Genomic DNA, 19,085 nt, shown 5'->3' with positions numbered 1-19,085 from the left:
GTTAGGCACCTTCGGTGAGGTCGCGGACCCGGGCATAGCGCTCACGCACAGCGGGCCGCGCCGGCCCGGCGTATACGTCCGCGTGCTCCTGGGCCGGGGTCCATTGCGGCGGATGCGGGCCTCCCGCGAGTACCCACGCGGCCTGCCGCGCCGCCCCGAGCGCCACGTATTCCGCCGGGCTGGGCGCCAGCACCGGGACGCCGAAGACCGTCGGCGCGATTTCGCGCAAGGCGCGCGATCGGGCGCCGCCGCCGATGATGAGGACCCGGCGGGCATCCACTCCGAGGGCGGTCAGGTGGTCGATGCCGTCTGCCAGCGCGCAGAGCAGGCCTTCGACGGCCGCGCGCGCCAGGTTGGCGGCCGTCGAATTCGACACCCGCAGGCCGTGCAGAGCCCCTGTGCCGTCGGGCCGGTTGGGCGTGCGCTCGCCTTCCAGGTAGGGCACCAACACCAGGCCTTCGCTACCCACCGGCGCCGCTAACGCCAGCCGGGACAGCTCGGCGTGATCGACGCGCAGCATGCGCGCGGCCGCGTCGAGCACCCTGGCCGCGTTGAGGGTGCACACCAGCGGCAAGTATCGCCCGGTGCCGTCGGCGAATCCGGCGACAAACCCGCGGTCATCGTGGGTCGGCGTGTTCGCGATCGTCGACACCACCCCCGAGGTGCCCACCGAGACGATGACATCGCCTTCCTCCGCGCACAGCCCGAGGGCGGCCGCGGCGTTGTCGCCCAGGCCCGGCCCGAACGCGGTCGAACCACTCGCCGCGATGGCCTGTCCGGGCGCCAGCACCGAGGGCAACAGCGGGCGCCTGCCGCGCAGCGCCAGCTCGAGCAGATCGTGGCGGTAGGCGTTGGCTACCGCGTCGTAATAGCCGGTGCCGCTGGCGTCGCTGCGGTCAGTGGTGAGTTCGGTGAGGCTCCCGGCGCCGCGTAGTCGCCAGGTCAGCAAGTCGTGGGGCAGACACACCGCTGCCGTGCGGTCGGCGCGGTCGGGTTCGAGGTCGGCCAGCCAGCGCAGCTTGGCCACCGTGATCGCCGCCAGCGGTACCACGCCGACGGCGTCCGCCCAGGCGTGCGGCCCGCCCAGCTCGGCCACCAACGCCGACGCCGCCGCGGCCGAGCGGGTGTCATTCCACAACAGCGCCGGCCGCACCGGATGGCCATCGCGATCGAGGCACACCATGCCGTGCTGCTGGGCCGCGATCGAGACCGCGGCCACGTCGTCGAGCCCACCGGCGTCCGCGATCGCGCTGAGCGCCGCGAGTTCCCAAGCGGCCGGATCGATTTCGGTGCCGTCTGGATGTGCCGCGCGACCCATGCGAACGATCCCGCCCGTGCCGGCATCGCATACCAGCACCTTGCATGACTGCGTCGACGAGTCGATGCCGGCGACCAATGTCACGGCACCCATGATCCCCCACCCTGGATCAACGACCTAAACTGAGCGGCACTGTGCCCGACACCGAACACACCCGCGCTGCACGCCAACGGGTTCTCAGGGTTCTGCTCGGCGCGGCTTTGGGATTGGCAGCTTGCCAAACACACGTACCTGCACCACCGACACCGGCACCGACGACGCCCGCACACAAGTTGCACCCGCTCTCGGTGCGTACGGTCAAAAACTTCGCCCCCGCACCGCCGGGGTCGCATCAGTGCCAGCAGGCCTCCGCCGCGCCGGCGCCGGGCAATCCCCTCGTCGCCTGTGACACCGCCGGCACCGAGTCCTTCACACTTGGGCCCGAGGCGGTGGTGCTGCACCCGACGCACGCCGAAGCACGGCAAAACGCCACCGGATACGGCGTTGTCGTGACGTTGGACCAAGCCTCCCAGGCGGCCTTCGCCAGTTACACCTCCGCCAACGTGGGTGCCCAAGCCGCGCTCGTCCTCAACGGCCTCGTCATCGGCGCACCCGAAATCCGGTCGCCCGTCAACTCGAATCGGCTCGAAATATCGACGTACGGCGAGACCGCCCAGCAGGCCGACGCCATCGTCAAGTCGTTGCAGTCGTGACCGCCTAGCGCCAAATGTGCTTGACGGCAGCGTCTCTCACGAATTGAGCCCACCGATGCGCTCGAATTCCGTTGGCGCGACTACGGTTTCGCGGGCCCCGCTTCGACGTTCGCGATCTTGGTGAGACCGCTGATGGTGAGGACGCGAATCAGCAGGGGGTGCACGATCAAGTGTAGATCCTCAACGTGTTCGGCATGCTCGAAAAGCGCGTTGATGCCGGCGCTGTCCAGGTATTTAATCGCGCTGAGGTCGACGGTCATTGGCCCGCGGGCGCCCGCGCTGGCGGCTTGGAGTGCGTCAGTGAACGCGTCGATGTTGCTGAGGTCGATCTCCCCCGCCGCGGTCAGCAGGGTCCGTCCGTCGTCACCAACCTCGGCTGTCAAGTTGAGTGGTGTGGCCATCACGTGATCCTCGCGTCCGGGTGAACGGTGTGCCGGGGACGCACGCAAAGTCCACGCAGTTAAATGTCTCGAGATCAATTACCCACCCTGGGAGGATTATGAACACCGCCGACAGCGACGTCGTCGCGATCACGCAGCTGGTGAACCTCTACGGGCTGGCGGTCGACAGCCAGCGCTGGGAGCTGTTCGACCGAATCTTCGCCACGGATGTGGATGCCGACTACGGCGCCAGTTCGCACTGGACCGACCGCGAGGCGTTCAAGAACGATTTCGCCGCGTTCCACGCTCCGTTCGACTCCACCCAGCACACCATGTCCACCCACGTGGTCCACGTCGACGGGGACCGCGCGGTCAGTTTCTGCAACGGTGGGTGGCGCCTGCTGCGCAAAGCCGCCGGCGGCGACCCGCTCTGGGACGGCACCGGCTGGTACGACGACGCGCTGGTGCGCACCCCCGGTGGCTGGCGCATCGTTCGCAGGGTGTGCCGCATCACCTGGTGGACCGGCAATCCACGCGTCAATGACGCGATCCCCGGCGTGAAGTTCGACCTAACCACCTCGGTGCTGCGGCGCGAGGCCGACGCCGGGCGCGTCGGGATTCTTGCGGCCACCGGGTGAGGCCGCACGAGCGTTGCCGCTCAGAGCAATTCGCGTAGCGTCTCGATCAGCTTGATCCGCTCCCCCGGCGTGCCCGCGATGGGTGCCACGTTCAACGTGGTGACCCCCGCCTCGCGAAAGGCCGCCACGCGCTCCTTGACGAACTCGCGGGTACCGATCAGGTTGACGTCGCGGGCGAGTTCGTCGGGCACGACCTTCGCCGCCCCGTCCTTGTCGCCGGCGAGGTAGAGCTCTTGGATGCGGTCCGCCTGCGGGCCGTAGCCGTACTTGGTGGCCAGGGCATGGTAGAAGTTCTTGCCCTTGGCACCCATCCCCCCGATGTAGAGGGCCAGGTGTGGCTTGACGAATTCCCGTAGCGATTCGACGTTTTCGCCGATGGCAAGCACCGGGCCGGCGTACACATCCAGCTCCCCCAGCGCGGGGTCCCGCTTGGCTTGGCCGGCGGCCAGGGCCTTGCCCCACACGTCCTGTGCCTTCTCCGGCAGATAGAAGATCGGTTGCCAACCTTCGGCGATTTCGGCGACCAGCTCGACGTTCTTGGGTCCCAGCGCGGCTATCAGTATCGGAATACGTTCCCGGACAGGCTGATTGATCAGTTTCAGGGATTTGCCCAGCCCGGTGCCCTGGTCGGCGGCCAACGGGATGGTGTAGTGCTTGCCCTGGTAGTCCAGATACTCGCGGCGCCATACCCGACGGCAGATCTCGATCACCTCGCGGGTGCGGCCGATCGGAGCGTCGTAGGGCACGCCGTGGAAGCCCTCGATGACCTGTGGGCCGGAGGCGCCGAGGCCGAGGGTGAACCGCCCGTCGGAGACGTGGTCCAGACCGGCGGCGGTCATCGCGGTCAGGGTGGGCGTGCGGGTATAGAGCTGCAAGATTCCCGAGGCCAGCTGAACTTTCTCGGTGGCCGCGGCGAGGTAGCCCAGCGCGCTCACCGCGTCGAACGAATACGCCTCGGGGACAAAGACAATGTCCAGTCCGGCGCGCTCGAGGTCGGCCACTTCGGCGGCGACCTCTTTGAATCCGCCCGCGTAGTTGATGCCCAGCCCAATGCGCATCTTCGGCGACCCTACGCCGACGGAGCCGAAGTGAACTGGTCGGCCAGCTCGACAGCCTCTTGCTGGATCCGGTCGAACTGGGCAGCCATGGCCTCGGACAATGCCGTCGCGCCGGACAGCGGCCGCACCATCACCATGAAGTCGTCGATCAGACCGTCGTCGTTGAAGTGCAGGAAGTCGCAGCCGGTGATCTTCTTGCCTGCCACGGTCGTTTCGAAGACGAGTGCGTGGTCGCGGCCGTTGGGGTCGGCGATCTCTCGGACGTAGTGAAAGTCCTCGAAGACGCGGAGCACCCCACGCAGGATCGCCGCGGTGATCGGCTTGCCGGGGTAGGGCTTAAACGCCACCGGGCTGGTGAACACCACGTCGTCGGCCAGCATCGCCTGGACGGCCGCCTCGTCGCGTTCCTCGACTGCCTTACGAAAGGGGTGCATGAACGACCTCGCGTTGTTGAGTGAACGTGGTCGACGCTAAAGGGCGCGCCGGCATATGTCCATGTGCGATTAGTCACTTTATTGAATAATCGCATTGTTGTATTATCGGCCGATGTCGCTGCGTGACGCGGTGCTCGCCGCCCTCTTGGAAGCGGAGGCTTCCGGCTACGACCTGGCCAAAAGCTTCGACGCCTCGGTGGCGAACTTCTGGATGGCGACCCCGCAACAGCTCTATCGCGAACTGGACCGGCTCGCCGAGCAGGGCCTCATCCAGTCGCGCGTCGTGGAACAACAACGGCGACCCAACAAGCGGATGTATTCGCTGACCCCGGCCGGTCGCGAAGCGATTCACCGCTTCACCGCCAAGGCGCCCCGGCCCGGCGTGATCCGCGATGAGCTGATGGTCAAAGTCTCGGCGGCCGATGTCGGCGACGCACAGGCCGTGCGGGCGTTCATCGTCGAACGGCTGGACTGGGCGACGGCCAAATTGCAGCGCTACGAACGGTTTCGGGCGCGTCTGCTCGACGGTCGCACCGAGGAGGAGTACCTGGCCGAAACCGACCGCATCGGTCCCTACCTGACCCTGCTGCGAGGAATCGCGTTCGAAGAAGAGAACATTCGTTGGGCAGAACGTGCACTGAAGATCCTGGAGACCCGGCTGCCCGCTGCCACGCTGTAAATTCACGGCATGAAGTTGGCGTTCGCGTTGCCGCACACCATCGAGCTCCCGGCCATCACGGCGCGATGGGAATTCGCTGTGACCGGCCCCCAGCAGGCCGCGATCGCCAGGCGCGCCGAAGAACTCGGCTACGACATGATCGCGATCCCCGAGCACTTTGTGGTCCCGCACTCCCATTTGGAGTTGTCGGGCCCGCACTACCTGCACTCGACGGTCGGGCAGGCATTCGTCGCCGGCGCGACGGAACGCATTCGGGTCAACTCGTCCGTGACCATCTTGCCGCTGCAGCATCCGATCGTGATGGCGAAAGCGCTGGCGACAGCGGACTGGATGAGCGGCGGGCGTCTCACCGTGACGTTCGGAGTGGGTTGGGACGCAGAGGAATTCAAGGCGCTCGGGGTGCCGTTTCGTGAACGGGGCCAGATGGCGGATGAGTATCTTGCCGCGATTGTCGAGCTGTGGACCAGTGACTCGCCAAGCTTCGAGGGTAAGTACGTGTCGTTCGACGACATCGCGTTCGCGCCGAAACCCGTCCAGCGACCGCATCTGCCGATTTGGATCGGCGGCGACGCGGACGTCGTGCTCAAGCGCGCGGCGAAGTACGGCTCAGGGTGGTGGCCGTTTCTGACCAAGCCGGAAGAGCTTCCCGCCAAGGTGGATTCCATCAAGTCACAGCCGGCGTACGACGGGCGTCCGTTCGACGTGATGTACCCGTTGGGCATGGGCAGGGTCGGCGAAGGGCATGTCAGCATCGACGACCCTAAGCAACGCAGTGGAATGAGTGCGCAGGAAATCATCGACCGACTCAACGAATACGCGGGAATGGGTGTGACATATACCAGCGTGCCCACGCCCAAGGTCTCGGGCCTCGACGCCTACCTGGAGTTCGCGCAGTGGGTGATCGAGGAGATCAAGCCTCACCTGCCTGAGTGAGCCCCGAGTTAGTCCCCGGGGGATACCGGGTATAGGCCTGCGACATGGGGTGGGTGCCAGTACACGCGGTCGCGATCTTCTCCGGGTTGTTCGCTGCCCTTTGTGCCGCGGTGGGCATCGTCGTTCGGCAACAAGCCGCCCAGAGTGTTCCAACTGGTCCGGCCGGCCGGGCCGAGTCGGCAGCGTTGCTGACGACGTTGGTTCGCGAACCGTCGTGGTGGGCCGGGATGCTCGCCACCGTCGGGGGCTACGCATTTCAGGTTCTCGCGCTGGCCCACGGCTCGTTGCTGCTGGTCCAGCCTTTGCTGGTGTCGTCGTTGCTGTTTGCTCTGCCGTTGAGCGCGCACGTGCGCCGACAGCGCGTCAGTCGGGCGCAATGGGGCTGGGCCGCGCTGTTGACCGCCGCACTGGCGGTGTTCGTGCTCGTCGGGCAGCCCGGCGAGGGCCACAACCGCCCGCCGATACCGGCATGGACGTTCGCATTCCTGATCACCGTGCCGCCGCTAATCGTTTGTGTCGGCGCCGCGCGCCGCGCCATCGGCCGCAGCCGCGCCATGCTGCTGGCGGCCGCGGTCGCGGTGTTGCTCGGTATGATCGCGGTCTTGACGAAAATCTGTACGCATCGTTTCGCCGTCGGCGGATGGCATGGGCTGCTGGCCATCCCGGCGCCCTACCTGTTGGTCGCACTTGCGGTGGGGGTGACGGTGGTGCAAAACGCCGCGCTCCGCGCCGGAGCACTACAGGCGTCGGTACCAATCATGTTGGTGGGCGAGCCGGTGGTGGCGGTCCTGCTGGGGATAGTGGTGCTCGGTGAACACGTGGCGGTGCGGGGCCCGGGGGCAATTGTTCTGGTGGTGGCAATCTGGGCGATGCTGGCGGCCACTGTTGCACTGGCCCGCAGCCAAGCGAGCGAACGGGCGGATTCCGCGGTGCCGCAACGGTATTGGCACGAGTCCGACGCCCGATTTGCCGGTGTCGGTTCGCAGCGACCGCCGTCGTGACGGCTTCAGAAGGGGCAGCAGCCTTCGAACGACTGGTCGGACTCCTGGACTATCCGATGTTCGTGGTGACGACCAAATCCGCGGGGATCCCGGCAGGGTGCCTGGTCGGCTTCGCAACTCAGACCAGCATCCGGCCCCCGCGATTCCTCATCGGCCTGTCCAAGCGCAACCACACTTACCGAATCGCGCAGGACGCAGACCATCTCGCGGTGCATGTGTTGTCGCATCGGCATCGCGAGTTGGCCCGCCTGTTCGGCAGCGAGACCGGCGACACCATTGACAAGTTCAGCCGCTGCGCCTGGCATGCCGGCCCGAAGGACATGCCGATTCTCGATGACGCCGTCGCCTGGTTCGTCGGCAAAACGTTGGCGCGCATGGACGTTGGCGACCATGTCGGTCACATCTTGGAGCCGATCGCCGGTGACGCACCGGATTCGGTTGGCGAGCTGATCACATTTGCCGATGTCGCCGATCTAGAGCCGGGGCACGAGGCATGACCGTCCGCATGCCAGCGTTTGAGGTGGACGACATCGCCGAACTCGCGGGTTTCTATCGCGACCCTCCCGACGGAGTGCGCGCCAACATGATCTTCAGTGTCGACGGCGCCGCATCGTTGCATGGCCGAGCGGGCCCGCTGTCGGATTCCCTCGACCATCAGTTGTTGTTGGCGCTGCGCGGTTATGCCGATGTCGTCCTCGTCGGGGCCGGGACAGCACGCGCGGAGAATTACGGCCCGGTGCGGTTGACCGACGCTCAGCGCTCCGACCGGTGGGAGCGTTGGGCACTTGACGAACCGCCGCCCATCGCGGTGGTGTCGCAGTCGGGCAAGTTGCCCCCGTCGCTGTTCGCCGAGCCCTCACAACCCCCGATGGTCATCACGAGTTCGGCGGCCGCTGCCGGCCTGCGGTTCGAGGGCAGCGCGGTTCCCGACGTGGTGATCGCCGGCGAGAACGGCGTGGATGTGGCGACAACCATTGCCGCCCTGAGAGCGCGCGGCCTGCGGCGCGTGCTGTGCGAAGGCGGGCCCACGCTGCTCGATGAACTCGTGTTACGCGGTCTCGTCGACGAAATGTGCGTGACGATCGCACCTAAACTCGCCGGAACGGGCCAATCCGCGACATCGGCGGGCCTACCGCAGCTTCCGGCCGCCCAGGAACTTTCGCTGCACCACGTGCTGACCCACCAGGGATATTTGTTCCTGAAATACGGCCGCGCCGGTCACCCGAGCTCGGCGGTGAGGTAGCTGACCGCGCCGCGAAAGGCCCTGATTGCCTCGTGATCTGGCAATGCGAAACCATTGGCCGCATACGCCTGCTCGGTGGTCTGCAGAGTGACCGTCCAGCCGGCAGACGACAAGTGCTCAGCGGCCTGTTGGCGCTCACCGAGCCACACCAACTCGGCGACATCGATGTCCAATCCATGCTTGCGCCACCCGCTGCGCATGGCGCGAAAGCGCTCGTCGGTGAACACGCTCATGTCGGAGATGTTCTCCGTGGCCAACCGGCTGCCCGGCGCGCTGAGTGCGGTGATGTTGTCCAGAAGCCGGTCCTGGGCCTCCGGCGGCAAGTAGGGCAGTAGGCCTTCGGCGATCCAGGCGGTGGGTATCGCGGTATCAAAGTAGTTGTCGCGCAACGCGGTTGGCCAATCATCGCGCAGGTCGACGCCGACGGCGCGCCGCTCGGCGGTCGGTTCGGCACCGAGTTGGGCCAGCGTGGTGCTCTTGAACGCGATGACCTCGGGCTGGTCCACCTCGAACACGACCACACCCGCGGGCCAGGCCAGCCGGTAAGCGCGCGCATCGAGCCCGGCGGCCAAGATGACGGCTTGACGGATACCGGCGGCGGTGGCGTCGAGGAAGAAGTCGTCGAAAAACCTGGTGCGCACCGCGATCTGTTGGCGTCGTTGCTCGGCGGTGGTGGGCAGGTCCTGATTGTCGAGCGGGATTTCGCCGTCCAGCATGCGGGTGAAGAAGGGGTGTCCGACCGCGCGCACCAGCGGCTCGGCGAACCGATCGTCGATCAGCGCATCCGGGCCGCGAGAAGCCAGCGCTCGGGAAGCCGCCACCATCGTCGCCGTCGCTCCCACGCTGGAGGCCAGGTCCCAGCTGTCGCCCTCGCTGCGCGCCGAATTAGGTGATGACAACTCATTCCTCCCAACGATCCCGATCTCACCGGCAAGCCTATCGGCTCTACGCTGAGAGGGTCAGCGCCCGCGGCTCACCCAACTGAAGGGAGACCAGGTGTCTATTGCCCAACGCGAACGCGCCGCACTCGTCGACACCCTGCGCGGCGTCGGGCCGGAAGCGCCCACCCTATGCGAAGGTTGGAAGACCCGCGACCTGGCCGCCCATTTGGTGATCCGGGAGTCCCGGCTTGATACCGCGCCCGGCATCCTCATCCCGTTCTTCGCCAGCCACACGGCCAAGGTGCAGGACGAGGTGGCCCAGACCGAGTGGAACGAGCTGGTCGACAAGATCGCCTCCGGCCCGCCGGTCTACTCACCGTTCAAATTGCTCGACCCGATTGTCAACGTCGCCGAGATGTTCATCCATCACGAGGACATCCGCCGCGCGCAACCGGGGTGGCAGCCGCGCGAGCTCGAGCCGCGGCTAGCCAACATGCTGCGCCGCACCCTGCCCCTGATGGGCCGGATGACGCTGGCGAAGGTCCCCGCCCGGCTGGCCCTACGGACGCCGGAGGGCAAGACGGTGCTGACAGCGGGTAAGGGCCCGGCGGTCACGGTGACCGGCGCACCCGAGGAACTGCTGCTGTTCGCCGTCGGGCGCGAGGCCCGCGTGGAATTCAGCGGCGACGCCGCGACAGTGCAGGCGGTCCGGGACGCACCGAAAGGCCTTTAGCTCTACTTGCCGCCATTACCCATCGGTGGCACGGTGACCGCATCGCCGGGCTGTTGCTGGCCGACCAACTCATCCTGCCCGACCTCGGGAACGTTGCCATCGCCATTCCCGCCGCGACGCGCCAGCTTCCTTTTCGGCGCCTTGCCCTTGTCCGGCTCGGGTGCATTCCCGTTAACCGGCAACCCGACGGCCGCGCTGACCGTCTCGATCGCCTTTTCCGTATACACGCGGTAGCCGAAATTCGGTAAATAGCCATGGATTTCGGGTGTATCGAGATCCCGCATGAACTGAAGTATTTCGCGGCTGAACACTTGGCCCGGCACCAACACCGGGAAGCCGGGCGGATAGGGGGTCACGTAGGTCGCCGACACGATGTCGACCCCGGCGTCGAGTCGTTCGTCGATCTGCTCGCCGGTGAGGTATTCACAATTGGCGTCGTCGTAGGACAGGTAGAAGGCCCGGCGGACATCACCTTCGGGTGTCGGCTCGCTTCCGTTGCGATCCATGAATGCGGGGTGGAAGCCGCTGAAATCGGGCAGCGGCAACGACATTTCGGTGAGCCGGTACACGGCGCGCTCGAAGTGTTCGCGTTCACCGAGGCTCATCTCGGAGATGTCTTGGTCGAGCTCGCGCGCGATGTTGACCAGGACTTCCACCAGGAACGCCACCGAGCTGCGGGTGGTCCCGATGTTGGTCATGAACAGCACGCTGTTGCGCGAAGTCTTGTTGATCTGAATTCCGTAGCGGTCCATCAATTGCTGGCGCTTGAAGGTGTCGCCGTCGTAGCCGGTGGGCCCGATGAACAGGGTGATCCGGGAGGGATCGAGCACGAACTCGTCCTGATCCCAGGCCGCGATCATGTTGCGCAGGCCCGAACGCAGCGGCTGGGCGATGGCCGACGGCCGGAACCGGTCGGGAATCAGGTCGGATGTGCGCAGGCACCTCATGTACTTGCTGAGCAACGGGTGGTTGTCGATGGCGTCGCGCAGCTGCATCGCGTTCTCGATCTGCCGCTGCACCAATTCGACGCCTTCCAGCGCCACCTGCCGGCGGCCCAGATCCAGGGACGCGAGGATCTGGTAGTTGGGCGAGGTCGAGGTGTGGGCCATGTAGGCCTCGTGGAACGGCTCGGCGACCTTCTGGTCGAAGTCCTGGTCGTAGACGTGGATCATCGACCCCTGCCGCAGGGCGGTCAGCGTCTTGTGTGTCGACTGGGTGGCGTACACCCGCACCCGGGCCCGTGCCGGGTCGGGCAGCAGGCGGCGATGCAACAGATCGTCATCGCTGGCTGCGGCCTGGGCGACCAGGGCTTCCTCATAGCGCCGCTTATAACCGGAGTCCTGCAGCCGCTCGCGCAACGCCTGCGCTGACGCCATCGCGGTGCGGGTCCGATAGACGGGGTGGAAACGCGCGAACGCGAACCACGCCTCGTCCCAAAGGAATACCAGGTCGGGCTTGATGGCGAGGCACTCCTCCATGACCCGCTGCACGTCGTAGACGACTCCGTCGAAGGTGCAGTTGGTCAGCGACATCATCTTGACCCGGTCGAGCTTGCCGGCGCGCTTGAGCGCCAACAGCTTTGACTTGATCTCGTGCAGCGGCACCGCGCCGTACATCGAGTAGTCATTGAGCGGGTAGGCCTCGAGGTAGATGACGTTCGCGCCGGCGAGCATCATGCCGTAGTGGTGCGACTGGTGGCAGTTGCGGTCCAACAGCACGATGTCGCCGGGGGCCACCAACGCCTGCGTCACGACCTTGTTGGCCGTCGAGGTTCCGTTGGTGACGAAGTACGTGTGACGTGATCCGTAGGCTTGGGCCGCGAGCTGTTGGGCTTCGCGCAACGGCCCGGTCGGTTCGAGCAGCGAGTCGAGGCCGCCGCACGTCGCCGACGTCTCGGCCATGAACACATCCAGGCCGTAGAAGCCGACCATGTCCTTGATCCAGTGCGAGTTGACGATCGACTTGCCCTGCGAAATCGGCAGCGCGTGAAAGACACCCGTCGGCCGGTGGCTGTACTGCTTGAGCGCGCTGAAGAACGGGGTGCGATAGCGCGCCGCCACCCCCTGCAGGATCGTCAGGTGCAGCTCGAGCATGCCCTCCCGCGCATGAAACACCCGGCGGAAGTACTGGCCCAGCCGCCCGGCGATGTCCTCGACCTCGATTTCGGTCATCAGGTAGAGGTCGAGTTCGGGGCGCAGCTTCGCCAGGGAAACCGCGAGGATCTGCGCGCGGTCTTCGGGTGACTGGTGATCGTTGAGCTCGTCCGACACGTCGCTGTCGACGAACTCCGACAACGCGGACAGGTCCCGCGTCGATTGGTGGGAGAAGCGGCGCCGGATCACCACCGCCTGCAGGTTGACGTTGAGCCGCGCCGCGATCAGTGCCTCGTCGCCGCTGGACACCACCACGAGCTCGAAGACGAACTCGTCATCGGGACGCCGCCATTTGCGCACCTCGTTACGCAGCGCCGCTTCCTGGGCCTCCGACATCTTTTCGACGACGAGTACCTCGAAGTATGGGCGCTCGCCCTGCGTCGGCGGTTGATGCTCGAGCTGGCGGGGATCGGCGGGAAAGATGTCCAGCTCGTCGGCGCCGGCGTTTTCCACGTCGCCGGAGCGGTACGACTCCGTGCTCAGTGCGCGGTTGATCCGCAGCACCGCCTGAGCGAACTTGTCATAGCTGCCGGCCGCGAAAAGTCTTTGCACGCGGGCGAATTGCGGCGAACCGGGGAAGGCCCAATAGGGCTCCAGCGTGCTCAGCCGAGCCAGCAACTCCTGGCAAGTACTGACGCACTTCTCTTTCAACGCTCCCGCGGTGGTCGGGCGGGTCAGCCGGTCGGCGGCTTCCTCTAGTCGGCACCAGGAGTCACTGCGGACCTGCCAGAGACTGTTGTAAGCGCGCAGATGTTCGGTCATCGCAAGCCCTTCCGAGTCGCGGCGGACTCCTCTGCCCCCGGTGCGTCGCCCAAGGTTCGCAGACCCAGTGCGCGCGTCGGTGACCGAAAAGCGAACACTGCGCGTCCGTCGCATGACGGCGTCAACAGGCCCCGGGTAACGGGGCGAGTTCGCCCTTGCGCTCGATGTAGTCGTCTGACTACACTTCGGTTTATGACAAGTGTAGTCAAATGACTACGGCCTGATCACTACAGGAGGACGAGATGAAAACCAAGCTTGCGATCCGAGTTGCCACCGCCGCTGCGCTGGCGTTCGCCGGACTGATGACCGTCGGTGTCGGGGTGAGCAACGCCGCCACCCTGCAGACCGAAGGCAGCTACCCGAACCGCGCTGCCTGCATCGCGGCGGGCCCGGGGGTCAAGGCCACGACGGCCGGGGAATGGACTAACTTCTGGTGCGTCCCGGACCGCGTCGCCGCCGGGTCGTGGCGCCTGGTTCTCAGCTCATAACCACGGAGGGATTACTCCCAGGCGAACACCGGCTGTTCCAGCTCGTCGACGGGGTCGTGGCGGCCCTCCAGGCACAGCCACCGCAACTGCAGCAGCACCGCGCCCGTCGGCGCGTGAATGAGGTCGTTCCCCAACGGAATTTGCACGACGGGACGGGGGCTCTCCGGGATGGTGATGAACCGTGGCGAATCGTCGCGTTGCAATTCGTGCAGTCCCACCCGATAGACCGCCACCACCTCGTCGGGGGCCGGGCGCGGATCGAGCCGTCCGCCGCCCCAGATCACCACCGGTGTGATGACGTATCCCGAGCGTGTCGGGTAGTCGTCGAGCAGGCCCAGCACGGTGTGATCTGGCAGCCGGATGCCGACCTCCTCGTCCAGTTCCCGTAGCGCGGCGTCGATCACGGTCTCGTCCGGGTCCAAGCGCCCCCCGGGCAGCGCCCACTGTGCGGCATGCGAATTGAGGTGGGATGCGCGCCGGCACAGCAGGAACGCCGCACCTCCCGAGACGTCGACCATCCGCCCGTCCAGACCCGATTCCATGGGCCGCCCGGCGATCCAGTCGTCCACCGGCGCGGGATCCACCCTGTCCTCGCCGACCTCGGAGTCCACCAGCAGCACCGCGACCGCGGCGTGCCGCTTGGCCGGGTCCGTCACGACGCGGCGATCGTGACCGGTTAGATGGCCGCGAACCCGCTCGCGCAGCGCCTCGTCGTAGGGAATGGTCATGCGTGACTGCCCGAGGCGCCAGCCGCGCTCATCCCCAGCAGTTCCGCAAGCTCCGCAGCCGAGTAGGGAGTTGGCCCCGCGCCGCTGCGGACCGCGGCCCGCGCCGCGCGCGCTATCGCGGCGTTGCGTGGCGCGGTGGTCCCGTGTTCGTGGGCGAGCCGAACGATCTCGCCGTTGAAAAAGTCGGTCTCTACGTTGCCAGTATTGCGGCTCAACGACTGCCAGGTCGAATTGCTTTGCCCGGCATCCCATCCCGGTATCGGACGGATGGTCGGGCCGTCTTCGGCCCGCGCCGCCGTGGATGTCTCGAATGAGATGTAGTCAATTCCCGCCTGGCGCAGCACATCCGCGCCTTCCTCGCGCAGCGCCGCGATCACGTCCCTGGTGTCGTCCGCGGTCAGGGCGCCCACGGCGTTGCCAAGGTTGCTCAGCAGCTTGTTGTACTTCCAGGGCACGACGTCGTCGGGCGTGCGCACGTGGATTCCGGCGGCGGTCCACGTCTCGGCGAGCCGAGCCAATAGCTCGGCGTCGGCCGGGCTGCTGATCGAGGCCGGCCAGCGTGCGATGTGGAGCTGACCGACCAGCGGCCAGGACCGCACGATCACCTCGCCGGGCTCGAGGTGTACGGCGGGCAACCACACGCAGACACCAAAGACCCGCGAGAAATAGCGCAGCGCTTTCTCCTCGGCCGCAACGCCATTGAGTGCGGTCATCGCCGGCAGCAACTCGCCCGCCATCCCAACCACACCGTCTCGGTCATGGACCGGCTGATCGACCCACTCCTGCAGCGCGGCGTCGAGTTGCTGGGTCTTGGTCGCGAAGACCAGAACGTCCCGACGGCTCAGGCGCACATCCGCGGGCCGCGACGCCGCGCTGACGGCCGTGTGAAAGGTGCCGTCCGGGGTCCTTAGCGTCATGCCTGCCGATGTCAGAACCTGAGCGTGCTGACCCCGCGCGACCAATATCGCAGGAATGCCAGCCCGCGTCAGCACCCCGCCCACGGTGCCGCCGATGGCGCCGGCACCGATGATGACGTACCGGTAGTCGTGTTCAGTCACGCCATTCATCATGGGCTAACCTGGCCGCGTGAGCACCAAGCAAGTGCCCGGTGGGGTGGTGCACAAGCTGCCCGCGGACCTGCGCACGGCGCTGATGGCGAACTCCACGGCGCTGGCCGCGTGGCAGGACATCACACCCTTGGCGCGCAACGAGTTCATCTGCTGGGTCGAGGATGCCAAACAAGAGGCGACCCGGCAGCGACGGATTCGGCGCACCCAAGAGGAGCTGGAAGAGGGCCTGCGCCGCCCCTGCTGCTGGCCCGGCTGCAAGCACCGCGAGCGCACCGGCAGGTGATTTTCTTTGTCCGACAACGATATTCATCGAAGCTAACGGGCAGCAGGTCGCCTCTTTCCATTCGCCTCCGCAAAGCTCCGCACCGGCCGGAGGGCAGCGGCCCGAAGCCCGGTCTGGCGCCCGCCATACCACCGGTTCATGATGGTCAAATCTGGGCAAGTAGGTTGACGGTATTGGTGCGGTAAGCCGACGTGGTGGAGGTTTTTATGGCTGGGCAGATCCCATTGGTCGACTATCTGGTGCTCGACGACGGCGCACCCCACCTGATCGCGCAGGAATGCACCAGCTGCGGCGCCCGATATTTCGACCGGCGCAACGCGTGCGCCGGCTGCTTCGCGACCGAATTCAAGACCGTGCCGGTGGCGACCGAGGGCACCGTGCGCGCGTTCACCATCGTCACCTTCGCCGCGCCGGGGATCCCCGTCCCGTTCGTCGCGTCCGTGGTCGACTGCGACGGCACCCGGGTGCGCGCCAACCTCGTCAACGTCGAGCCCGATCCCGCACAGATCCGTGACGGCATGAAGGTGCGGCTCGCCACCTACCCGATCGGCACCGATTCCGAGGGCACCGAGGCGATCGGCTTCGGCTTCGAGCCCGCCAACTGACCGACCACACGAAGGAGCAGCGACGATGAGCGCCCGCGACGACATTTGGATTCTCGGGATCCGGATGACCAAATTCGGCAAGCACCCGGACAAGGACACCGTGGACCTGGCGGCCGAGGCCGCGACCGGCGCGCTCTCCGACGCCGGCGTGACCATGGCCGACATCGGCGTCATCGCGGCCGGGAACCTGATGGCGGCCAACGCCGGGATCGGGCAGCAGCTGCAAAAGCAGATCGGCCAGACCGGCATCCCGGTGTACAACGTGGCCAACGCCTGCGCCACCGGGGCGACGGCGCTGCGGACCGCCATCATGGCCGTCAAGGCGGGCGAGGTGAAGTACGGGTTGGCCGTCGGCGTCGAAAAGCTCTCCGGCGCAGGGCTGCTCGGTGCGGGCGGCAGCAAGAAGGCCGACGCCGAGGTCTGGGCGCCGAAGGGCCGCTACGGTGCCGTCGCGGGGATCGACGGCCGCATCGGCACCGAGGCCATGCCCGGGGTGTTCGCCCAGATCGGCACCGAGTACGGCCATAAGTACGGCGGCACGAGCTTCGAGTTGTTCGCCAAGATCAGCGAGAAGAACCACGCCCACTCGACGTTGAATCCGCTGGCGGCCTATCAGAAGAGGTTCACACTCGAGCAGATCATGGGCGACGTCATGATCGCCTATCCGAACACCCGGCCGATGTGCTCGGCCAACTGCGACGGTGCCGCGGCCGCGGTGGTGTGCAACGGCGAGACGCTGAAGTCGCTGTCGCTCGAGCAGCAGCGGCGCGCGGTGAAGGTGTCGGCTTCGGTGCTGACCACCGACCCCTGGGAGGACGGCTGCCAGGTGCTGCCGAACGTCAACACCCTGACGCGCAACGCCGCCGCGACCGCCTACGAGCAGGCCGGCGTCGGGCCGAGCGACCTCGACCTGGTCGAGCTGCACGATTGCTTCGCCACCGCCGAGCTGGTGCACTACGACAACCTGATGCTGTGCGAGGAGGGCGGCGCCGCCGACTTCTTCAACTCGGGTGCGTCCTGGCGCGACGGGTCGACTCCGGTCAACGTGTCCGGCGGGCTGCAGTCCAAGGGCCACCCGATCGCGGCCACCGGCATCGCCAACATCTGGGAGATCTGCCATCACCTTCGCGGCGAGGCGGGCGATCGCCAGATCGAGAACGCGAAGGTGGGGCTGGCCCATGTCATTGGCTTGGGTTCTGCCTGCGGCGTGCACATCCTGGAGAAGTCAGCGGTCTAGCGGGCCTCGATTAGCGCGCGCACAGGGATTTGAGTGTGCGCCTGTGGCGGCCGAGCCCGGCGTGTCGCCCGTCCTAGCAGCACACTCAATGTTGGTGTCCTGCCATGCGTTTCGTTGTGCGCGGCCGGCGCATGCGTAAGGCTAGGTAGTATTCCTGCACCCGCTCGTCGTCGACGGTGAAGCTGCGCGCCCTCGCGACAGCGTCGTGGTCATACTCCAGCCACCGCTCGGTTCGCTGGCGCTCGAAGTCGGTCCACGACGCGACGGTGAACCTCTCGAGGAACGTATCCGGCCGTCCCACACTGTGATACAGCCGCCAGCTGTGGCCGCCCGTCCGCAGCCGCGCCTGCCTGACCGCCCTCATCGCCTCGGTGAAGTCGTCCAAGCTTTCGGCCGGAACGCGGTAGTGGACGGTGACCAGCACCGGTCCGTCCTGGGGGCAAGGCTCGAAAGTGACTGTCGGCGTTGGCCAGGCGGTCGAAACATCGAGGCTCAACGTCCCAGTGCACGGCCGCAGCCCCAGCACCGGGGTGCTGAGCGCGACGACCCCCAGCACCACCGCCGACCCGATCATCGCGACGGGCAACCCCTCCCGGGTCGCAAGGGCCCCCCAAACGTAGGAGCCGATCGCCTGCGATCCCGTGGCGACCAACAGATACGCCGCCAGCCCTCGGGCCCGAACCCAACTCGGCAACGATAGCTGCGCCGCGGCATTCAGCGTCGTCAGCGACATCAGCCAGGCCATCCCGGACAACACCAGGAACGGTATCGCCGCACCGAACGGCAGCCAGACGACCGCCAACGGCGCAAGACCGGACACGGCGGCGGACGCGGCCAACAGCACGTTGTCCGACGCTCTGCGATGAAGCGGTGTGGCGAAGACGACAGCGAGCACGGCGCCGCAACCGATGGCCGCCAACGCCACCCCGTAGCCGGCGGATCCCAGGTGCCACCGGTGGGCGGCGGCCACGGGTAGCAAAGCCAGCAGCGCCGATGCGGGAAACAGGAAAAGCGCTGCGCGCGTGAGGATCCTGCGGAAGATCGGACTGTTGCCAACGAACTGCAGCCCGGAGACGATCGCGTTGCCAAAGCGCTCTCGCTCGAGCGGCGCCGGTTGGACCGGTCGTTTCCATGCCAGCAGGGCAAAGATGATGCCAGCGAACGACACCGCGTTGATCGCGAACACCGCGGCCGGCCCGGCCAACGCCACAACGACGCCGCCGATTGCCGGTCCGATGGCGCGGGCGGCATTGCCCGAGACGCTGCCCAACGCCGAAGCGGCGGGTATCTGCTCGCGCGGCACGGTCTCGGGCTGAATCGCCTGCCAGGCCGGTCCGGTCAGTGCCGAGGCGCAGCCGATGGCGACGGTGAACAGCAACAGTTCGGTCGGACCGACGCGGCCGAGGTAGGTCAGCGCCGCGAGGGCCATCGCCACCACCACGGCATACGTTTGCAGCACGATCAGCAGGCGCCGCCGGTCGAATATGTCGGCAAGCGCGCCGGCGAACAGCCCCAACAACAGCGTCGGGGCGAGGCTTGCCGTCTGGACCAAGGCGATCACGACGTCGCTGCTGTGCTTCTCGACCAGGAACCATTGGGCCGCCACGCTTTGCATCCACGAACCGATGTTGGACGCGAGTTGCGCGATGAACAGGTTGCGGTACACGCGGCTGCGAATCGGCGCCCACACCGACGGTATCTCCGCCTCGGCGCGCTCCTCCTGGTCCAGGGTCACGAGATGAGCATCCCCCGAAACCCGGGCCACCGCG

General features: G+C 66.7%; 21 protein-coding genes. 12 read left to right on the top strand and 9 right to left on the bottom strand.

The features are described from left to right. Nucleotide 1: 1 nt before the first annotated feature. A complete protein-coding gene (locus G6N66_RS27080; protein WP_085234082.1) occupies nucleotides 2-1,402 on the bottom strand; it encodes a xylulokinase in 1,401 nt (466 codons plus the stop codon). Nucleotides 1,403-1,605: 203 nt separating this feature from the next. Here G6N66_RS27080 and G6N66_RS27075 point away from each other — a divergent pair, with 203 nt between their 5' ends. Continuing rightward, nucleotides 1,606-2,010 (top strand): SecDF P1 head subdomain-containing protein, encoded by a 405-nt coding sequence (locus G6N66_RS27075; protein ID WP_085233930.1) that lies wholly within the window; start codon nucleotides 1,606-1,608, stop codon nucleotides 2,008-2,010. An 80-nt stretch (nucleotides 2,011-2,090) separates the two neighbouring features. Here G6N66_RS27075 and G6N66_RS27070 read toward each other — a convergent pair whose 3' ends face one another. Beyond that, on the bottom strand, nucleotides 2,091-2,411 hold the full coding sequence (locus tag G6N66_RS27070; protein WP_085233929.1) for an STAS domain-containing protein: 321 nt from the start codon (nucleotides 2,409-2,411) through the stop codon (nucleotides 2,091-2,093). Between the two features lie 98 nt (nucleotides 2,412-2,509). Between G6N66_RS27070 and G6N66_RS27065 the strand changes: the two genes are divergently transcribed. Next, entirely contained in the window at nucleotides 2,510-3,028 is a 519-nt protein-coding gene (locus G6N66_RS27065; RefSeq protein WP_085233928.1) for a nuclear transport factor 2 family protein, read from the top strand. Between the two features lie 20 nt (nucleotides 3,029-3,048). Here G6N66_RS27065 and G6N66_RS27060 read toward each other — a convergent pair whose 3' ends face one another. Beyond that, the gene (locus G6N66_RS27060; protein WP_085233927.1) at nucleotides 3,049-4,086 is read right to left on the bottom strand and encodes an LLM class F420-dependent oxidoreductase; all 1,038 of its coding nucleotides are present in this window, start codon (nucleotides 4,084-4,086) and stop codon (nucleotides 3,049-3,051) included. A gap of 11 nt (nucleotides 4,087-4,097) precedes the next feature. Beyond that, nucleotides 4,098-4,520 (bottom strand): nuclear transport factor 2 family protein, encoded by a 423-nt coding sequence (locus G6N66_RS27055; protein WP_085233926.1) that lies wholly within the window; start codon nucleotides 4,518-4,520, stop codon nucleotides 4,098-4,100. A 112-nt stretch (nucleotides 4,521-4,632) separates the two neighbouring features. On the opposite strand from G6N66_RS27055, the gene G6N66_RS27050 reads away from it, so the two are divergent. From G6N66_RS27050 to G6N66_RS27030, 5 genes are read left to right on the top strand one after another with little or no spacing between them, the layout of a single operon-like run. Next, complete coding sequence (locus G6N66_RS27050) at nucleotides 4,633-5,199, top strand: PadR family transcriptional regulator (RefSeq protein WP_085233925.1); 567 nt, start codon at nucleotides 4,633-4,635, stop codon at nucleotides 5,197-5,199. A 9-nt stretch (nucleotides 5,200-5,208) separates the two neighbouring features. Further along, nucleotides 5,209-6,132: a TIGR03619 family F420-dependent LLM class oxidoreductase gene (locus G6N66_RS27045; RefSeq protein ID WP_085233924.1), complete on the top strand. Its 924-nt coding sequence runs from the start codon at nucleotides 5,209-5,211 to the stop codon at nucleotides 6,130-6,132. Nucleotides 6,133-6,176: 44 nt separating this feature from the next. Then, nucleotides 6,177-7,133: a DMT family transporter gene (locus G6N66_RS27040; RefSeq protein WP_169721524.1), complete on the top strand. Its 957-nt coding sequence runs from the start codon at nucleotides 6,177-6,179 to the stop codon at nucleotides 7,131-7,133. Nucleotides 7,134-7,189: 56 nt separating this feature from the next. Beyond that, nucleotides 7,190-7,630, top strand: a complete 441-nt coding sequence (locus G6N66_RS27035; protein WP_085233923.1) for a flavin reductase family protein — start codon at nucleotides 7,190-7,192, stop codon at nucleotides 7,628-7,630. Nucleotides 7,631-7,638: 8 nt separating this feature from the next. Further along, on the top strand, nucleotides 7,639-8,376 hold the full coding sequence (locus tag G6N66_RS27030) for a pyrimidine reductase family protein (RefSeq protein ID WP_232079427.1): 738 nt from the start codon (nucleotides 7,639-7,641) through the stop codon (nucleotides 8,374-8,376). Here G6N66_RS27030 and G6N66_RS27025 read toward each other — a convergent pair. Continuing rightward, nucleotides 8,352-9,275, bottom strand: coding sequence for a class I SAM-dependent methyltransferase (locus G6N66_RS27025; protein ID WP_085233921.1), 924 nt, complete (start codon nucleotides 9,273-9,275; stop codon nucleotides 8,352-8,354). The two genes, G6N66_RS27030 and G6N66_RS27025, sit on opposite strands and share 25 nt — an antisense overlap. A 97-nt stretch (nucleotides 9,276-9,372) precedes the next feature. Here G6N66_RS27025 and G6N66_RS27020 point away from each other — a divergent pair, with 97 nt between their 5' ends. Further along, nucleotides 9,373-9,990, top strand: a complete 618-nt coding sequence (locus G6N66_RS27020) for a TIGR03085 family metal-binding protein (protein WP_085233920.1) — start codon at nucleotides 9,373-9,375, stop codon at nucleotides 9,988-9,990. Nucleotides 9,991-9,992: 2 nt separating this feature from the next. Here G6N66_RS27020 and G6N66_RS27015 read toward each other — a convergent pair whose 3' ends face one another. Continuing rightward, nucleotides 9,993-12,905, bottom strand: a complete 2,913-nt coding sequence (locus tag G6N66_RS27015; protein ID WP_085233919.1) for an aminotransferase class I/II-fold pyridoxal phosphate-dependent enzyme — start codon at nucleotides 12,903-12,905, stop codon at nucleotides 9,993-9,995. Nucleotides 12,906-13,147: 242 nt separating this feature from the next. Between G6N66_RS27015 and G6N66_RS27010 the strand changes: the two genes are divergently transcribed. Further along, nucleotides 13,148-13,393 carry a hypothetical protein gene (locus G6N66_RS27010; RefSeq protein WP_085233918.1) on the top strand — a complete coding sequence of 82 codons (246 nt, stop codon included), beginning with the start codon at nucleotides 13,148-13,150 and terminating at the stop codon, nucleotides 13,391-13,393. A gap of 11 nt (nucleotides 13,394-13,404) precedes the next feature. On the opposite strand, the gene G6N66_RS27005 is transcribed toward G6N66_RS27010, so the two are convergent. Then, nucleotides 13,405-14,121: an NUDIX hydrolase gene (locus tag G6N66_RS27005; protein ID WP_085233917.1), complete on the bottom strand. Its 717-nt coding sequence runs from the start codon at nucleotides 14,119-14,121 to the stop codon at nucleotides 13,405-13,407. Then, nucleotides 14,118-15,179 (bottom strand): ketopantoate reductase family protein, encoded by a 1,062-nt coding sequence (locus G6N66_RS27000; RefSeq protein WP_232079426.1) that lies wholly within the window; start codon nucleotides 15,177-15,179, stop codon nucleotides 14,118-14,120. The genes G6N66_RS27005 and G6N66_RS27000 overlap by 4 nt, the downstream gene beginning before the upstream one ends. Nucleotides 15,180-15,207: 28 nt before the next feature. Between G6N66_RS27000 and G6N66_RS26995 the strand changes: the two genes are divergently transcribed. From G6N66_RS26995 to G6N66_RS26985, 3 genes are all read left to right on the top strand, one after another. After that, entirely contained in the window at nucleotides 15,208-15,474 is a 267-nt protein-coding gene (locus tag G6N66_RS26995) for a YdeI/OmpD-associated family protein (RefSeq protein WP_085233916.1), read from the top strand. Nucleotides 15,475-15,680: 206 nt separating this feature from the next. Beyond that, nucleotides 15,681-16,079 (top strand): Zn-ribbon domain-containing OB-fold protein, encoded by a 399-nt coding sequence (locus tag G6N66_RS26990; protein ID WP_085233915.1) that lies wholly within the window; start codon nucleotides 15,681-15,683, stop codon nucleotides 16,077-16,079. A 25-nt stretch (nucleotides 16,080-16,104) separates the two neighbouring features. Beyond that, a complete protein-coding gene (locus G6N66_RS26985) occupies nucleotides 16,105-17,316 on the top strand; it encodes a thiolase family protein (protein ID WP_085233914.1) in 1,212 nt (403 codons plus the stop codon). A gap of 85 nt (nucleotides 17,317-17,401) precedes the next feature. Here G6N66_RS26985 and G6N66_RS26980 read toward each other — a convergent pair whose 3' ends face one another. After that, nucleotides 17,402-19,051, bottom strand: coding sequence for an MFS transporter (locus G6N66_RS26980; RefSeq protein WP_232079425.1), 1,650 nt, complete (start codon nucleotides 19,049-19,051; stop codon nucleotides 17,402-17,404). Nucleotides 19,052-19,085 lie beyond the last annotated feature (34 nt).

Origin of the sequence: Mycobacterium conspicuum (genome assembly GCF_010730195.1) — a bacterium.
Taxonomy (GTDB): Bacteria; Actinomycetota; Actinomycetes; order Mycobacteriales; family Mycobacteriaceae; genus Mycobacterium; species Mycobacterium conspicuum.
This window is presented reverse-complemented; position numbering and strand designations above follow the sequence as displayed.